Origin of the sequence: Pseudogemmobacter sp. W21_MBD1_M6, from assembly GCF_052119585.1 — a bacterium.
Lineage (GTDB): Bacteria > Pseudomonadota > Alphaproteobacteria > Rhodobacterales > Rhodobacteraceae > JBGQOJ01.
On sequence record NZ_JBGQOJ010000009.1, the window covers coordinates 60459 to 79007 of the forward strand.

5 protein-coding genes are annotated in these 18549 nt (G+C 57.6%); all 5 read right to left on the reverse strand.

Going from position 1 to position 18549, the window contains the following annotated elements; genetic code table 11:
• Nucleotides 1-162: 162 nt before the first annotated feature.
• Nucleotides 163-2784, reverse strand: a complete 2622-nt coding sequence (locus ACEN2R_RS11125) for a DEAD/DEAH box helicase (RefSeq protein ID WP_442042180.1) — start codon at nt 2782-2784, stop codon at nt 163-165.
• Nucleotides 2771-10183 (reverse strand): sacsin N-terminal ATP-binding-like domain-containing protein, encoded by a 7413-nt coding sequence (locus ACEN2R_RS11130; RefSeq protein ID WP_442042182.1) that lies wholly within the window; start codon nt 10181-10183, stop codon nt 2771-2773. Before ACEN2R_RS11130 ends, ACEN2R_RS11125 begins: the two co-directional genes overlap by 14 nt.
• A 516-nt stretch (nt 10184-10699) precedes the next feature.
• Nucleotides 10700-12007 (reverse strand): McrC family protein, encoded by a 1308-nt coding sequence (locus ACEN2R_RS11135; protein WP_442042184.1) that lies wholly within the window; start codon nt 12005-12007, stop codon nt 10700-10702.
• On the reverse strand, nt 12007-15258 hold the full coding sequence (locus ACEN2R_RS11140) for an AAA family ATPase (RefSeq protein ID WP_442042186.1): 3252 nt from the start codon (nt 15256-15258) through the stop codon (nt 12007-12009). Before ACEN2R_RS11140 ends, ACEN2R_RS11135 begins: the two co-directional genes overlap by 1 nt.
• Nucleotides 15255-18539 (reverse strand): TM0106 family RecB-like putative nuclease, encoded by a 3285-nt coding sequence (locus ACEN2R_RS11145; RefSeq protein ID WP_442042188.1) that lies wholly within the window; start codon nt 18537-18539, stop codon nt 15255-15257. The genes ACEN2R_RS11140 and ACEN2R_RS11145 overlap by 4 nt, the downstream gene beginning before the upstream one ends.
• Between the last annotated feature and the right edge of the window lie 10 nt (nt 18540-18549).

The window sequence follows — 18549 nt, forward strand, 5'->3', positions numbered from 1 at the left end:
TGTGGCTTGCCATCTGGCTCGATGTTGATCACACGGACTTGGTGGCCAGCGCCGATGGCTCGGGATTTCTTGACGTAGAGGAAATCAACAGTCGGGCCTTCTCCCGTCTGCATAAGAGCCTCGCGCGGTACTCCGCGTATTCATGCGTCGAGCGGACGAATATCAACGGAGAGCCTCCTCAGGAAAGAAAGCGATGATGCGTCGAAGCTTGGGACGCCTGAATGGGAGATCTGAAATCACGACGTCAGCCGCAAGTTTCGCACACAGTACATTAAGAGCCAAAAGTTCAGCAGGAGTGGGCGAGATGCTGACATTGTCGCCCGGCTCCATACTGTTTAGCCGCACAAGCAGTTCCCAATCGCGAAGTGCCACCGCTGTGTTGTCGGTACCCTCGATTCCGACAACAATCCTGTGCACCGTTGCCCCGGTTCCGGTGATTTCGTCCTCCACCTGAGCGACGAGAAGGGGGGCCGAAATACCGCGAGCGCGTGACAAAAACACCTGTTGGTCCATGCTGTGCGAGATTGCGCGGTCGAGCAAGGGATGACCGACGCCGACAAGTCTAGCCAGGGAATGATCCAAGCGCATGAAACGATCAAAGCTGAGCGCGTCATATCTATCGCGAAGTTCAATACTCCCTCGCCAGGCCTCAGGTGTGGCGACCGAAAGCCCCTCTTCGCCTTTCGTCACGCGGCGGCCTGCCAGCGTCATGGCGTTGCGGAAGAAGGCTTCCAATGCTGGCAGGTCGAGCTTGGGGATTTCCGCCCCTGCCGACTGAAAATCGTACCGGGCGACATTCCCGAGCATCGCGCGCACTGTTTCAACAGCATCGCGTCCGCCAAATTGCTGCGTACTCTGGTCAAACCAACCTGCAAGGCCGCTACCGCTTCGTATGGAGCCTTGTGAATAGAGGTCATCAAAGAACTGGCTGCCAGCCATCCCGATGACAAGATGCGAAATATCCTCTGGATCATCCATTGAAGCGGTGAGGGTTTCCTGAATCCGTGCAAGTTTCTCCTGCAGGAGGGACCAGATCCGCGCCTCCACCGTCTGCGGATTACGCAGTAGGAAGACGCGGACGGCACGCTTCTGGCCATAACGGTTGAGGCGGCCTACCCGTTGATGCAGTCGCATCGGATTCCATGGCATGTCGATATGGACGAGCACGGCACAGCGTTCCTGCAGGTCAATGCCTTCGCCACCAGCCTCGGTAGAAATCAGAAAGCGCGTCCGACCGGCATTGAAATCGTCAGCAGCGATATCGCGTGAAAGCGGGAGAGCCATTTCCGTACCGTCGGTGGAGGTGACAACAAGGCGCTCGTCACCATTGATGAAACCAGCGCAGCCCTTACCGAAACGCGCCTCAACAGCCTCGTGAACAAGTGCTTGGGTGGCCTTGTACTCAGTGAACAGGAGCACGGGCTCCCCTTCAGGAAGATCGCGTTCGATCAAATCAAACAGTCTCGCGATCTTTGTTTCGCCGTCAATTTCGGCCGACAAAGCCAAGATTTCGTCAAGGCGGGCAATCTCATCCTTCATCAACAAAACCGCAGTCTCGCTTGGACGGGCTTCTTCGGCTTCCGCGACTTCATCTAAAGTGTCGGGCTCGGTCGTGTCGGAAGGCGTTGCATCCAGAACTGAGTTTGCCAGCATGGCTCTTCTGCGCCGCAAAGCCCGCGTGATGGCGGCAATCGAGCTGGCTGCAAGTTTCTGCAGAGCAATCAGCAAAAGCATACGAGCGGTCTGCTGGCGGCCTGAAAGACTTGCCGCATAGGCCCGCCCATCCAGAATGAACTCGCTCATCGTGTGATAGAAGGCGGCCTCCGCCTCAGAATATCCATAGTCAATCGCGCGGGTTTCCACCGGGCGGAACAGCTTGTTCCCGTCGAGATCAGTCACCAGTGCCTTGTTGTTGCGGATCATGGCATTCGGCAGTGCCAAAAGCTGTTCTGCCATTTCCTTTTCTGGATCGAAAAGATCGTCTCGCAAGAGATGCATAAGAGCCAAGAAGCCGTAGTCCTTGCCCCTGTGGGGCGTGCCCGTGAACAAGATTAGGGACTCGATTCGGCCAGCTTCCTTCAGTTCGCGCAGCAAACCGTAGGTCAAGGTCGCTGCCCGCTCTTGTGCCTGGAAGTGGTGAGCCTCGTCCACGATGACCAAATCCCATGGCTCCGCTTGCAGCAGGCGCTCTCTTGGCTTGTCCATGCGAAGCGTGTGGAAGGAAGCGACAACCTGATGTGCTGTTTCCCAGAAACTGATGCGGCCTCGATCGCTGTCCGGAGTATATTCCTGCAGGCGGATATCGAACATCGTCTTCATTCTGGCCCGCCACTGCGGGACCAGCCGCGCTGGGGCAAGAACCAGCACACGCTTCACCCTGCCAGAAGCAATCAATGGCTCGAGGATCAGCCCGGCTTCGATCGTCTTGCCAAGTCCGACATCGTCAGCGACCAGCCAGCGAATGGGCCACGCGCGCGTTACTTGTCGGCATACCCAAAGCTGGTGCGGCAGCAATTGAATTCGGGAGCGCGAAAACACCCCCCATTGATCATTTACCGAAGTGATAGCCAGTGCCTGCGCCCTACAAAGAACAGCACGGCTGTCGTCCATCTGTCCGGCATTCAATGCCGTTTCGAGGGATCGCTGCAGGCTGATGCTCTCGCGCTCCACCTGATGAATGGAAGTGCCAAACCGGGCCAGAACCGTAGGGCCAAGGTCGGCGACTACAAATCCCTCGCCATGGGTTTGATGGCGAACAAGCTGATCAGGCTCAAGCTTCGTCATAATCCACCTCCATCAGATTGTCGTCCACACCGTCGTAATCACCTTCAACAAATTCGTGCCGTGCCGAGAGCATCAGCAATTGTCCCTCATGCGCGGCATCACTGATGATCTGCATTGGCAAATCAAGGTCGCCAAGGAAATCTGCCTCAGGGCCAAGGTGCGTTTTGACAGTGTCGTAGAGTTCTCGTGAGTGATCCATATTGCCGGTTTCTCCCAGATCGAGATTGATCTGGTCTCGACACAGTTTGCGAACACGCTGAGAGGCTGCCCACCCGTAGGGAGCGAGCCGACGTTTTTCGTCTTCTCCCCAAAGACCGGCGCGCAGGCCTTCCCGGATCAGCCAGTTGGCCCCAAGCCCGAGGCTCTGTGTCAGCGGGGCACCCTCAAGGCCCCGTCGTTGCCAGACCGGCGAGGCGCTTAACCGCCAGATGTCGTTCAGGGAAGCCGCGTCCTCGTTCCGTAAGACCTTTGGTAGATTTAGATATGCATCGACGTAATCGGGAAGCCAGCGCGCCAGAACGTAAAGGTCTGCCAAAGCCCTGCGCCACTGAGGATAGTCAATTCGCCATGCATCCGGGCGGGCGAAGTCTTCAAGATTACGCAACCACGGACCCGGATCGGCGGGCAGTTTTGCCGTGGCCATCTCCTGCCACCAGCCGGCTTGCTTCGCTTTTGCAACAAAATTGCGATGTGCCCCGTCCTGGGTCCGCCCCAGGGTGCGAAAGATCGCCAATGCAAAAAACGTGAACCAGTCCTCGCGCTGCGTTTCAACATCCTGCACAGCAAGCTCGCGCGGGTGGAAGCCATGAGGATAAATGCGTGCCTCGTACGTCTTTCGCTCCGTCTCGTGGTTCTCTCGCCACCAGTCGTGCAACCCTCGAAGAAATGCTTGGGGATCGGTAGGCTGATACTCATCCTCATCCACCTCGAGTTGCATCACACCGGACCACAGCAAGCGCTGTTCGGCGGGGTAGAGTATGCCAAGCAACCGCGGCAAATCTTCGGGTGCAACTGATTTTCCGGATGAGCAGGCCCGGAATCCTTCAGATGAATCTGGCAGCCAACCGGGGCGATTTTTTGCGATCAGCATGCCGAGGTCGCTGCCCTGCCTGCCTTCAAGGACGTAGGATAGAACAGCCTGTTGCTGGGCGTCCCCACTAGCCTGGTCGGCCCATTGCGCCAAGGCCGTTGCTGCTCGCTGGAAGCCGCTCTGCCGCATTGCAAGCCGGTAGAAGGTCAATGCCGCGCCAGCATAGCCGCGATCTGCAAGATACTTTGGAGGGGCAAAACCCAGAATGCGTCGTTCTTCCTCGTCACCGTCCTTTGCATTGTGCGGGGGTAAGGCTGCTGTGTGCCAGTCCCCATCACTCATTTGGAATATCAAGGACGACAGAAACTCCAGCAGCTCGCTTTCTTCCTGCTTGTCGAGCGATTTTGCGAAACCATCGTCAACAAGCCTCCCGATGCGCTGAGCGAGATCAGGCGCAACGCGCTTTGCGTCTCCGATCTCGTGGCGCAACAAGTCAACTACTTTGAAAGGTCTTGGACGATCAAAACCAAGGCCATCAATCCGATCTGCAACTTTGTCTGAGATGGCGGCGCTTCCGATCAGTCGCATAGCCTGCCAGTCATGCAGCGAGGCGAGCAACCTGGTATCGGCAATCGCTCCTCTCATCACGAAGCGCGCCTCATCCGCCCGCATGAAAGGGCTAAAAGGTGCGGGCAGGCCGGTCGCAAGCGCGGCGCGCTCGGCAATCAACCGGCCAAAACCGCGATCCTTTCCATGCAAATGTCTCGCGAGCGGGTCGGCCCTATCTGTTGCGAACATTCCGTCAAGAGACAGCAGGAAGCTTTGGGTGCCACTATCCTCTGACCTGTCCGACAATCCGGCGCGTTCGGCTAGAACGGCCCAGTTCCTTGTTACCAGATCATAAAGCTCCACGAGCCGCAGGCCGAGGGTTCGTCCAAACTCGGCAAACATCTCTTCGCGTTCGGTTTCGCTGCCCGCTAGGCGGCCCCGGCCCGGGTCGACCCGAAAGCGTCTCCCGTTAATCAACCAGCCAGTGGAAAGCGTTTCCGCAAGTGGCGCCAGGAGCCACAGTCGCGGCAAGCCCTTTGGAGCGGCCACTGGCCCTTGCATGTCAAGCGGCAGGAACAGAGTTGTCTCTTCGCCGAGGTCGAGCGCGAGCGCATGGCCTGAGCCGCGTCCGCCGAATGATACCAGTCTGATCATGTGAGTATTCAAGTCGCAGAACTTGGCGGACCATTCGCCGTCGCCATGGATCTCGATGTGCCGAACCGATCGGCTCATCGCCGGCAACCACGCTGCCGCTTGAGCAAAAGCAGACAACGCCAGCGCCACATCCTCGCGCCGTTCTGGATCTATCTCTACGTTGATCACCGTTGCCGGGCGGCCATCCGTGCCCTGCCGTACCGACAGTTCACGCCCCTCAGCCCAGGCTTCAGGCAGCATACCGCCCTTGATCCGGCAGGACACGAAATGGCTCGCGATCGAAACCCGCTTCGAGAGCAGGTGAACGCTTTTGAAGCCCAAACCGAAACGCCCTGTCACGTCCTCGCGCTTTTCGGACAGGTTCATAAGTAGCATGTTGAAAAGATCGCTGCGCCAGCCTTTCTTGATCCCTTCATCAACATCTGGTCCTGGGTGGTTGATCAATCGGCCCCAATGGCTGATCGTCAAACGATCATCGCCATATTCCAGCCGAAACCGCCCCTCGGTCGATGCTGGATGCTGACGGGTTGCATCGTCGGCATTCTGGAAGAGTTCGAACAGGACCCGGGAGGGGTCGTAACCGTAGTCTTCGATCCTTTGCCGGATCGCGGCAAGAAGTTCGTCAGCGTTCTTGGGTGACGCAACTTTTTCCCATAGTTCATGTTTTGCAACCGGTCGGGCTTCTTCTTGCCTCTTTCCGACCGGGAAGGCGTCAATTCTGTCCCTGTAGTCTTTGCGCGCCTCCCAAAGCCCCGACCCATGCTGTGGCTTCAATTCGTCCAGAACCTGCGGCAATCGATCTTCCAATTCGGCCCTAGCGGCATCTACTGTGGCCTGATCCAATCGGTCACATTCGTCGGCAAGCCGGTCGAGCGCATCCAGGCAAGTCGCCTGATCTTTGCGATGCCCAATGAATATTTCGGCTAAGGTCAAGCACAGGGCCTTGACATCGGCCGATGTAACCGGCGTCCCGGCAAAAGTCGCGATTTGGAGCGTTAGCGCGCCGAAAAGCTGCCTGTTATGCCAGAAATTTCTCCAGCCGATATGGATATTCCCGAAAACGCCTAAAGGCTTGACCTCGCCCGTTGGCAGGTTCGCCATGGTCCCGGCGAGGGTCTCGGTAGTGATTTCAGATGGGGCCACCGCGAGTGGCCTAAATTGCACGATACGCGAAAGACGCTTGTCCTCAAACTTCTGTCCGAACGTCTCTGGTCGAAAGTGCCTCGCGACATCGTTGTCGATCCTTCCCCATATGCGGGCAATATCCTGTCCGGTTACTGACAGGCATTGCCGCGCGACGGCGCTGAATGAGTCCGTGCGCCCGACCAGCCCGACCAGCAGAAGAAGCAAATCCGATGGCACATGCGGCCGCGCGAATTCAAGGATTGGCTTGAGGCTGGCTGCCGATGTGGCCAACAGTTTCTCAGGGGTCTGCCCGTCATACTCAGTGCCCTTTTCCATGGGCCGTGGGTTGCTCGCTTCGGTCTGGGGCGACGGTAGCGGCAGAAATTCCCTAAGGTCGCGATGCAACAGATGCATGGGAACGATCCCACCGCCAGTATGTGCGACTGCGGTGCCGTCTTCCCAGGTGTCTGCTGCGGTGCGCGCTCGGATACAGTTGAAGACCGCATTCCGGTCAGCTGCGTCCCATTGCCCCAATTCCTTGAAGGCGGCCCGATAGACCGGCCAAGCGGCGGCTCGCACCTTCAGGTCATCAATCGGCTTTTCCAGGGCCGTCAGGAATTGCGCTGCTCTCTCGCGGTCGCCGTGATTCACCGTGCCAAAGGACCGTAGAAGCTCCTCGGAGGGCGAGTCCGACAGCCGCAGAAGCGCCGCAAGGAGCGGCCAGCCCGGCAGGGTGATAACTACGCCATGGTTGGCGACCGCCTTCAAATCAGGGGCAACCTGAGCACATTCCCCCATCACCGCAATAGGTCGCGCGTCCTCTATGAGTAGCGTCAGCCGCTCAAGAGAGCCGCTTTTATCCGGAAAGACCCGATGCTTACGGAGCAATTCAGAGACGTCCGATCTGAAAAGCTCAGGTGCCAGCTCATCAATGGGCAGAAAGGCAAGACTGCCTTCTCTCGCCAAGGTCTGGCGGGCTGCGTTCAGAATGCCCGGTTCAAGATCCAGAACATCATCCGGCGCCCAGGCATTTCCGCGTTGGTCCGTCAGCCACTTCGTGCTTTGGATCTTAGGCGGCAAGAAAATGCCGTCGTGCGCAAGCGCACTGAGAATTTCCTTCGCAAAAGATTGTGGCTGCGGCTGATGAAGCGCAATTTCGATCAGCGCCGTGGGTGTCCAGGGCGAAACAAGCCGCTCCATGCGGGCGTCACTTTCGGCGTGATTGATCCGCCGTAGAATGGGCACATGTCTGGCCAGAGACGGTGGAACGGAATAGTCTCGCTCTACTCTCCAGATGTCTGCGGCGGCCAGCTTGTGCCCATCTCTGGACGGAAAGATCGGTAGATCGCGCAAATATTCGTCCGGAACGTCAGATTGCAGCAAGGCGAGCACTATTTCGTCATGCAGTATTCGCATCCGCAGCCTGTCGAGATTTCGGCGCAGAAGCGCACCAAGCTCGGGACCCCTGATCTCAGCAATTTCGATGTGCCGCGATTGTTGCCGATTCAGGCCGCTCAGAATGTCCGGATCCACAAGCAAGCTGTCGCTTTCTCCAGCGACCAATTCCGCCGCTAGGTCGGCAACCGGCCCCATGCCATCAGCAAGCGCACAAAGCCGAAGCCGGTCATTACAGATTTGCCCCGCCACCATACTGCGCATGGCTTGGCGCGCTTGCGGTGCTTCAGTGAAGTGGTTCTGCAGGTAGCGAGCGCGCGCCTCGAGGGGCCCAAAGGCCTCAGCCCCGACGATCAACTGGGCCACATTCTCACGTGTGGTTTCAGAAAAGCCGAAGGGTTGGCCAATGTCTTCAAGCAGGTCGGCCTCGGCCTTGCGGATGATAAGCGCTCCGCGATCCGGTGCCGCATCGTAAAGCGCCTTGACCAACTGCTGAGCCTGGGGGCTATCGCGAAATAGGCGCCGCTCCCGTGATGCTGATACGAGATCGCGCAAGCTGACGAGAGCGGCCATTCCACTGCCGTTCGTGGCGCGCAGGATATGCATCCGTCGGCAGACCGGATCATCCAGGAACGCGGCCAGCTGCCGCCCGAGGAGCCTTACTATGCAAATGGCTGCCGCACCGGCTGCCTCATGGTCGCCTCCGTGCTCGAGAAGCGGTGCAACCCCATTTAAGAGCGCCATCGCTTCCGCAGGACTGACGGTCTGCCGCTTCGCCCCATCAGGCAATAAATCCTCCGACAGACAAAGCGGGCCCTGGCGGGCCTCTGCAAGGCTGCGCAGTACGCGGCGCGAACGCCCCGTCGATTTAGGCAACCCGATGACTTGATCCGGCGGTAGAAACCCGAGAATGGCGCGAAGGTGTTCCTCATTGGCGAGGCTTGCGTTTTCCAGCAATGCTCCGCGAAGCAGTTCCAGCAGGCGCGGCGCGGCGGCCTGCCTCAGGCTGTCATCCTGCCCAACGACGACCTCCAGCAACTCTGCCAGGGCCGCCGCGTTCCCGCCCTGCAGAAACACCCGGTGCGACAGTTGCCCTAGCAAATCCTCGATCTCGTCAGGATGCCAGACAAGGTCACCCCCATTGAGTGCAGCAGGGCGCACCGCCAGCGAAAGCCCGCGCCCGTGTGCCCATTCCGTGACTCCCGGAAGAATGTCTGCGATGTTGAACACGCCGCGCGCATTGGCGGCTGGCATCCACCGTAGCTTGGTGCCTGCACGAAGTAGATGCCAAGTTGCCGTGACTTTACCCTCGGTTTTCTCCAGCGTTCGCGCAAGCACGTCTTGCGCTGTGATGGCGGCGCGGTGTGTTCGGCCAAACATGCTGTGCTGGACCGCGCGTAGCAATCCAGCAAGATCGTCATCCGAAAGCATCCCTGCCTGAAGAGCATCAAAGATCGCCGCAGGCACCAAAGGCAAAAGAACCTCGTCCCGAAGCAGGGTATTCCATTCACTCTGCACTGAGCCGAGGGCGTCGCTCGAGGCATCGAAGCCTTCGATGAGTCGACGGCCAGAATCGACGAAGAAATAGCCGTGCAGCATCAACCTCACGCGAGCCCGATCAGACGGAAGCCTAGCGGCGTTTCCTACTGGCAGGAAAACCGCCCAATCGACCAACGTTTCAGCGCCGCTGGCCTGGTCAGTCAGGATTACTGCAGCATGCACCTCGGCCTTTTCTGGCAGTATCTCCTCGCCAATCTCGGTGAAGACTGGAGATTGTGGCCAACGCTCTGAACTCCGCAGCGTATCGAGCCTTCCCTGCGCACCAGAAACCTCGCGTCCCACATAGGTTGATGACTTAGAACCTTGCTCAGTGATCGTTCCCTTGAAGCTGAGTGACCGCAGTTCGCCGGCAGGAACGAAGCCCCGCATTCGCGGCGCGTCCGGGTCGCGGCACAGCCCAGCGATCTGTGTAGCATCCCGCCAGAGCTCGATCCGGTTGAGATGTCGCAGCCCGGCCAGCGTCAAATGCAGTTCAGCCCGGTTCTCAAGAAATCCCGAAATGAGATCCTCAAGCTGGGGCCGGTTGTCGATGAAGGTGAGTTTCGGTGCGGGCAAAATCTCGTTATGGCGCAAAGGAAGCCAGAGCAGTAGGCCCCGTTCGATCCCTAGGCAAGCAGCATGCAGCTTGGCCAGATCTTCTCGGCCAATCATTTCCCATGTAGCGGCCTTGGTGTTCTCGATCACCCCAAGACATGGGTTCACAACTTCAGAAAACTTCGTCGAATGGCCAAAGGCATGCACGATGAAGGCGTCGCAGAGATGAAAAACCGCTTTCTGACCAAAACCGAAACGGCCGATGGTGCCGGAATCATCGCCCTTCGCGCTGTCGGCAAAGGACAGGATGCCGCGACCATCCCTCTCGGCAAACAGGCCATCGTTGGACACCAGCAAGCCGGGCACCCGCAAAAGCGGGTTATCCGCCTCCGGCCAGCCCTCATGTGCAACAAATCGGATCATACCAGCCTTCGCATCCTCGGCGTTCTGGATAAGTTCCTTGAGCACCGGAAAGCCGGAGGAATACCGGTCTTTAAGGTTTGCCTGGATTTGCCGGAATATGGCACGCGGCGGGGTAGTCAGATTGGACATGGCTTCCTTGAGTTCGGGGCTACTACCCAGATTTGCGGAGGGATTATCGAGCGAATTGGAGCCGAGTGAGTTTGCGAGAAAAGGTTAGTATTATCAGGATTTTTACTTTCATACATTGATTGAAGGGGAAGCAGTTCGGCGGTCATTGGCAGTCAAAGGGGAGAACGAGCAGGTCGATATCCTGCTTGCGACAGCATAAAGGACAAGGGTGACAGTCTTAGGCATGCTGGCACTGTCTTCGCGCCGCAGCAAGACGATTAGCCGTCGATAACCGAACCAGCGTCGGACCTTGGCTATTTTCTTGCCGTTCCTACAGCACAGGAAAATTGGACTTGCTGTAAGCCCTAACATTTTACCGCCGGAAGCTGGAGTTTCCTGGCCCTGATCACGACGGCGGGGTGGTGACGCTGTCGGGAAAGTGCGGCTCGCTTGGGGCGTTATAACCGATCGCCCTGTGCGGTCTGTCCTCTTTATACTGGCTACGCCAATCCTTTGGCTACTTGCTAGTCGCAACACCTAAACCAACGCATCTTCTGTCGCTAACGTAATGATATTTCTCAAGCGGGCGATCATGTTGTCGCCTTTGGCGACATCCACGCTTGCGGTCTCAATGATCGTCTCCTGGCCCGAAATCCGAAATTGAGCCTGAACGCCCTCCTCAGCTGAAAGATCCCCGTGATGCGGATAAAGCAGCGTCAGTCGAGGTGCTTTGTACAGATGAGCGTAGGCCATCATCTGGTAGACGTCGCCTTGGGAAACTCCTTGCTTGCGATCATCAATGCGCGAGGAAATCCGCTTCCACTTGGTATCGATCACATGAACAACCTGTCCCGCATATCGGATCAGGATATCTGGCTTGGTCTGGAACACCGCGCGCTCATCGTCGACCGATGTCAGGCAAAACAGCCTGCCGCCCTGAAGAGCGACCCGATAATCTGTGCCTGCCAATGCGCGTGTGATCAACCGACCGACATACTCTTCGAAAAGCGCATTCATCTCGAACAGGAGCGCCGTCCCGCGGCCCGAACCGGCGCTCGTCGTTTGATAGCGATTGCGGAGAAACAATTGTGCCATCCCGAAAAGCTCGCGCCACGCGCGGTTGGTCCGATCAATGACGACCTCGTCCCACTTCAGCGCAGGAACAGAAACTTCGGTAATATCAGCATAGACGAAGGCCAATTCTCGCAAGCGCTGTTGGTTGCTGGCGTTTCGTGACATTCTGAACAGATGCGCTACGGTCGCTTTCATGATGCGGTTCAGAGCGATATCATCCGACAACTCATCAAATTTGCACGCCAGCCGCGAGGGGTTTGCCGCATGGCGCGTGAACTGACGAGGCAGATCAAGCGCCCCGCGCAAGGCCGCGAGGTCATCCTCTTGCGCGATGTACCGTCGCGGCATGCCGCGACGAACGGCATCGGTCAGCTTGTTGCAGAAGATCCGGATAAGAATTTCCAGAAGGGTTTCACGCTGCCAGTCGAGCTCGGTAACCTGGCCCGTTTCGATCTTGAGATCGAGCGCAACCGCAAGCATGTGTACAAGGCGTTTGCGAATGGCCGCGTTCTGCAGCACCTCGCAACCCTGTTGATCGACGTCGATCTTGGGAAGGATTTCAAGACTGCAGCCTTCTGTCGCCAGCACACCGACGACGCCTCGTGCACGCAGTTCATGACGGCGCTCCTCGAGAACACCGCCACCACCCTTGCCTGCAAAAGCCGATACCTTCGCCAGTGCCGCAAGACGTTCGGCAAAGTGCTCGGGAATACAGCCGTCCTCTTCACCATGGGGCAGCGTTTCCCATTCGCGTAGGGTGTACGCAGGCATCAGGCAGCAAACTCCGAGAAGTCGAACTTGTCTTTGACGGTCCACCTCAGCTTATCGCCGGAGAAGTCGTCTTCGGTCATTCCCGCAGGGGCAGCAATTTGTTTCGCATCAAGGAACCGAGACGGGCCTTGTCCGGAGTCGCCGAGAACAGCCGCGACCTTGGACCAGTCTTCGTAGAAATACTCCGCCAGCAAAGGGATCACCTTGTCGCGCATAGCGCTCTCGATATCCACACGCGTCTCGCATCCGGTGAGGTACGCATGACCGATCTGATGCTCCCGATCGAAGAGATACTCGATGCGCTCGTTGATCGTGGCCAGTAGCTTCTGAAGGTCGACGCCTTCCACATTGTTCGAAAGGACGGACGGGTTAGGCATCAGTTCGCGGAAAGCAAACCTGCGGCGTAGCGCCGTGTCCAAGAGCGCAATTGAACGGTCTGCCGTGTTCATCGTACCGATGACGTGCAGGTTCTGAGGCACCCCAAATGATTTCTTCGAGTAAGGAAGTGTAAGCCGGATTTCGTTGTCCATCCCGAGCCGCTTGTCAGGCTCAAGGAGCGTGATCAGTTCGCCGAATACCTTCGAGATATTCGCCCGGTTAATTTCATCGATGATGAGGACATGCGGCTCGGGTGACACGGGTTTATTGATGGATTGAGAGTTCATGTACCGTTCGACAAGCGCGATGTTCAGCTCTTTCTTGCGCAGAGGATAGATAGTGCGCTGAGAGATGGCCATGTCATAGAATTCGTTAGCAGGCATTCCGGCTTCGTCCACCCAAAGCCAGCGCATCGCCCGGCGGTGCGGGTAAGTTTCGGAGCCTTCCCGCGGGTGGAATTCGTAGTCGCCTTCGACCATCCCGATGGCGCGGATCAGCAGGTTTCCCTTGCTGACTAAGACGACGTCTCCCTGTTTCAAGTTATTGCGGAAAATATCCGTCATTTGCACGGCTGAGGTGAGAGAAAACCCCAGCTCCTCGTCGGTGTAGTCTTGCTCAACTCGAGCTTTGATTGCGTTTCGTTCGGTGAATTCGGCGCCTGAGAAGTCGGAGCGGAAGAAGCCGAAGATGGCGCAGTTTTCAGTGATTGCCTCGTCGAAAATTCCGGCATCCTCTGGAATCGCCACAGCGCCGATCGACATTTTGAAAACATTGCGCCCCTCAAGCGAAAGCCGCTCACCCGTCGAATTCTGACCGCGGCTAGCATCAGCGCGGCGGGCTATCCTTTTGAAAACCCCGTCTTCGACCCGCAGACGGAAGCCACCCGTCGCGCTTGGATCAGTCGTAGAGTCGGAGGTTTCATCCCTTACCGTTTCCGGTCGCAGCCCTTCGACGAACTCTTCATAGGACATCGACTGGTGAAAGGTTACGAATTCGACACGCCCCTCGCTCACAAGCTTGCGATAAGTACTCATCAAGGCAGCTCGCTGAGCGCTGCCTTTCAACCCGGATGCGATCTGTTCGCCCAAACAGAGCCGAACTGCTTCCCATGCGGTTCGATACGTCTTGCCCGTGCCTGGTGGGCCATAGAATATCAAGTTCACTGCAGAAGGCGCTGGTGCTTTGGTTGTGTCGGTCACGGCGTCCGCCTCCGGTTGAGAATTGAGCGTATAGGTAAAAACGGTAGAGCTACTTGGGTTTGGTTCTGTGCTCGTGGGCGGCGGTACTTGTGCAAGTTTTTGGAATTTTTCCTTGCCGAGAGCGTCGCAAATGCTTGGGAAAACGTTTTTCAATCCCATCGCGGCCGCGAGATCGCCGGCGCGGATAGAGACCTCCCTTGCTGCTTTTTCCCGGGCGGGTTCGATGAAATAGTTCAGAGCACAAAGCCTGATCCGGTCAGCGCCTTCCATTAGGTGCTCATAGCGTTCAGGGCGCTCGATGGGCTGATCGTCCTGATCCACGATGATGAAGCCAGCGTTGTGAAGACGTGCGGCAGCATCCGCCTTCTGTCCCCAGCCACCGTTGAGTTCCGTCTTGCTGAGGATGAAGCCAATAAGCGGTTTAGTTGGGTAGACGCGATTTTCGCGTTCACGCGATGAGCGCACCCAATAATCTCGCGGCTCGCCAAAAGCGTTGAAGATTTCGCTATGCAACCCGCTCTTGCGGTAGCTGTCGTGGGCATCCATTGCTGCTTCGATCTGAGCTCGATCAAGCGCTTGGCTCTTGTCGGGCTCCTCGATCGCATAGTTATGGACGACCCACAACGCACTCTGAATGTCGATCATATCGCGGGGGGCAAGGCCGCGCACTTCGAAGGCCTGACGAACCGCATGCATGAACCGCATCTCGTCGGTGTAGGACTGAGCAAGGGTCTCGTGCTTGGGAAATGGCGTTCCAACGGCTTCGCGCCAAAGATCTTGTCGGACCGTGTGGCGTATGTAGACCGCATTCTCCGGCCACAGATGGAAAAAGAGGAACTCACCGATCTGTCTTGCCGCGTCTTCGGTACCTTTTGGCACGGCTTCTCTCCAGACCCGTGCGAATGTGTCTAGTACCTCAGCGTGTCCCTCGGGTGAAGCAAGAGCAGCACGCACCAATGAGGCAACCGCGGGATCAAGAAGCGCGTGGTCGGCAGTGCTTTTTGCGCTAAGCGGCTCGCTGGTGCGCCAATCCAGAAGGTTATTGGAGTCGGTCGCGGCGGCGAAGACCGCTTGTGCTATTGAGCTGTCATCGCGTGCGCTTTCCAAAGTAGGACGCAATCGACTGATCGTTGCAAGCTTGTACTCGCGTTCCGCCTCATCAAAAGCTGGATCCGGACGATCGAAGCGATCGAGATTGGGGAAGAAGTGGCGCAGGCGGTCAATCCAGCGAGTTACGGCGTTTGGGTCGAGTTGCAGGTCTCCGATTAGTCCCAAAACGACTAAAGCAGCTCGAGTCCTATCTGGATCGAGATCACCCAGCTTCCATGCATCGATGTCCTGAAAGCCTTTCGACTTGAGACCGCTATGGCGACCCTCGCTGTCGTCTCCTGACGGAGGTTTCCTGCTGGGATCGAGGCCCGCATTGCGCAGAGCGGGCACATGGCTCTCATGAAACCATAAGTTGGGACGATCATTTGTATATTCGAGGCATAGCGGGCGGCCCTGCGGATCGATCAACGGGCCAAGATAGAGGCTTGCATCGTAATCCGGATTTGGCTGCAATTTCGAATCTCGAATAACTTCAAACACCGCGCGACGATTAGCTGATGGCTTTCTCTTTATTTCAAGTTCTGAAATACGGTTTGTGAAACTACTCCAGTCCATTTTCATCATCTCTTTGGTTCCGGTTGAAAGCATTGCAATGCGCAAAGCGTATTGACCAGCTGCATTTGTTCAACTGTGTCGCATTTCGCATCGCGCAGACGCGGAGCGCCGAAGACCAACGCTAAGCCCTTGGCACGTGACACGGCTACATTGATACGGTTGAGCGAGAACAGAAACTCCATGCCGCGCGACGTCTCTTCAGCGGTGGATGCCGTCATAGAGACGAGGCAAACCGGCGCTTCCTGGCCCTGAAACTTGTCAACCGTGCCGACACGAATGCCGACCGGCAACGCATCTCGAAGCGCGTTCACCTGCGCATTGTAGGGAGCAACGACGATGATGTCGGCCTGGCACATCGGTCGCTCTGTAGCGTCCTTGTCAGTCCATTTGCCCAACAACAGCTCGGCGATCGTGGCCTGAATGGCCGCGACCTCTTCGAGTGCCACCTGCGCATTGCCCTCATGCTGGACGGGCACCCAAAAGGCTCCGGCGGGTGGATAGGAAGTTCCCGAAACACTTTGACGCGCTGCGTCGGGGTGGCTGGTCAATCGCCCTTCGTAGACTTGATCCGAGATGAATCGGCAGACATCGGGATGCATCCGGCGCGAGACGGGTAGGAAAATGCCCCTTTCGGGCGGTACGGTTGCGTGATCCCCCAGCATCCAGTCAAGGCAGGATAGGTTTGCGGGCTCGGGGTGCGCCCCTTGAATGACCTGCGGCAACTGACGTGGGTCGCCAACCAACACGATGTTGCGCGCAGCGCGTCCCATAGCGGCCAAGTTGGCCAGACCGACCTGCCCCGCCTCATCGACGAACAGCCAGTCGAACGCCTGCACATTCTCGTCCCGGGCAAAGAAGAACGCGGTCCCGCCCACGACATGCCCACCGCTTGCGGCTTCGCCATTATCCGTGGTGCGCTGTATGGGGCAATCGTCCGAATAACCGTCATCGGAGCCCGAGACCTTGTGTACCAGATCAAGCGTGATCGGAAGATTTTCGTCTTCAAGCGCGCTCAGGCAGCCCATCAGCACGTTGCGAATGGCCTCATGACTGTTTGACGCAACGCCCACGCGGGCACCTTTTCGCACAAGTGAAAGTATCGCACGCGCAGTGACGAACGTCTTGCCCGTGCCTGGTGGGCCTTGGATCGGCAGAACGGTTTGATCCATGGCACCTACTGCTTCAATCGTACCTGCGACAGGATCGATGACCGGTTGAATGAGTCCGGTGGTCAGACGCGGCGCTGCACGGGATAGAAGGTCATCAACGGCCCGGTAGGCGCGTGGGCCACACTGATCAACGATAACGTCACGTAGGGCGGCTCCAATCACTTTGGTATCCAACGGCCAGTCCGGATGTAGCGAGAGACGCCCCTCCAATAAGTGGTCTTTACCCGGTCCCGCTTTGATCGTGACCTCGCGCGCGCTCCGATCCAAATCCTCAATGCTGACCGACGCTGGTGGACCGTCGAACACTGGAACTGTGGCTTTCTTCCCGGCCCGCAATTTCGTCTCTTGCGCAGGGAAACGGTAGCGCCGTGCGAAAGAACGCTTGACCGGTTCGATAGGGCCAATCGCCTCCAGTCCAGCCATAGCGTCCAGATCGTCGATGAGATCGTCTTCATCCTTGGCAGCGCTATCGAACACAGCCCACTGGGCAGGCTTGACCTCACGCCTGTGGAAGAGACCCAAGTTGAAAAGCATCTCCTGACGATCTTCCGGCAATCCAGATGCGGAGATGCGCGCGCGCAGAGCCTGTGTTTCGGCATCCTCTTCGACTTCTTTGGATGCTGCATTCTGACCCATCTGCGGCCATGGCCCTTGGGGGCGGATATCTACCAGCCAGTTCCGCAACTCCTCGGTCGAGATGCAGTCAATCCTGTTGTAGTCTTCGATCTCGTCCAAAATGTGCTGCTCGCCCGTCTCGCGCCATTTCTCATAGGCCACGACCGAACCGCCTGCTGTCTTGACCTCTCCGTCGCGCTTGCGTCCGTAAAAGGCTTCCATCGACTTGATCGAATAATTCGCTTCGGATCCGATCAGCCCCCCACGAACGACAGCGAACAGATCAACGAAACGACGTTCTCGCAGCAGTCGGTCAAGGAAGGCTTCACCAATACCGTATTTTGTGGTCAGGCGCTTGAGCGCGGTGATTTCATATGGGGCATAGTGATAAATGCGCGCTTGAGGATATTCCTCCAGCCGCTTGCGAAAAAACGCCAGCAATTCCGCAAGAGCCCGCGCTTCGGCAGCATGATCATGCCCCCAAAAGGCTAGAAACTGCCCGTCAAACCAAAGCCCATGTAGGTATTCCAGACCGCCCTCGTAATGTGGATCGCCTTCGATGTCATAGAAGAGATCGCCCGGCTGTGGCTCTGGAAGCAGATCAAAACCCTTGCTCGGCTCAGGCGCGCGCAACTCAAATTCTGGTCCTCCCGTCTTGCGGGCGTGTTGGAGGCGCGCCTGAGTGACCAAGCGAACACGCGTATTCTCGGTCATGCCTCGGACAGGCTGATCCAGATCCGCCAGATCCGCCATAGTAGTAATCCCCTCAGCCTCAAGCTTCTTGACTTGCCCTTTCGTGATATTTGCCACGTTGAAAAGGCTGTCCTCAAGTTTCCAAACACTTGTGCAATGATCTGCCCAACGACAGAAACTGCAGTCAGCACAGGGCACAGGCCGGGTGACCGTTGGGGTAGCCACGAAGGCCTCGAGGCGCGCTCTGGCAGCCCGCGCATAGTGGGCGTAGTCCGCCAACCGCAGTGTGGCGCGCTCACCCGTTCCTAACTCGACATGTGCGAACTCAGGAACGGCGCCCTGAATTTCGGTTAAGAGATCGGAGTAGAGAACCAGTTGCAGCACGTGCTTTGGATGCGGTCGGCGTTTGAGTTTGGTATCCGCAACTTCGTAGCTGAACTGGCCGAGAGCCGACGGTCGCTCAACTCTCATGAGGAAATCGGACCAACCGCCCCAGCTCCCAGACAGGAATGCGCCTTGAAAAACCACCTCGGGCCCGCCTGCCAAAGCAACACGTGTCGCCTCAGAATCCTGCGCCAGACTTCCTCGTTCGATCTCGACGACGCATTTGCCTTCCGTCTTCAGTCGCTCAAGATGAGCAGCTTCATGGGCATCGCCTTGCTTCTGCAATAGCGCCGCATCCTCAGTATCTTCGCCTGGTGTTGGTCCCTCCCCTCTCAAGCGCATCAGGTCGAACGCGGTCGCATGGGCGCACCCCATGAACCGCATGAGATCGGTTGCCGAAAAAAGAAGTTTATTGTCAAATTCCCGCATGGGCTCCAGC

What these genes read in the sequence shown, in the direction of transcription:
- ACEN2R_RS11125 (WP_442042180.1), bottom strand. Translation starts at nt 2,784, where the DNA reads ATGACGAAGCTTGAGCCTGATCAGCTTGTTCGCCATCAAACCCATGGC.
- ACEN2R_RS11130 (WP_442042182.1), bottom strand. Translation starts at nt 10,183, where the DNA reads ATGTCCAATCTGACTACCCCGCCGCGTGCCATATTCCGGCAAATCCAG.
- ACEN2R_RS11135 (WP_442042184.1), bottom strand. Translation starts at nt 12,007, where the DNA reads ATGCCTGCGTACACCCTACGCGAATGGGAAACGCTGCCCCATGGTGAA.
- ACEN2R_RS11140 (WP_442042186.1), bottom strand. Translation starts at nt 15,258, where the DNA reads ATGATGAAAATGGACTGGAGTAGTTTCACAAACCGTATTTCAGAACTT.
- ACEN2R_RS11145 (WP_442042188.1), bottom strand. Translation starts at nt 18,539, where the DNA reads ATGCGGGAATTTGACAATAAACTTCTTTTTTCGGCAACCGATCTCATG.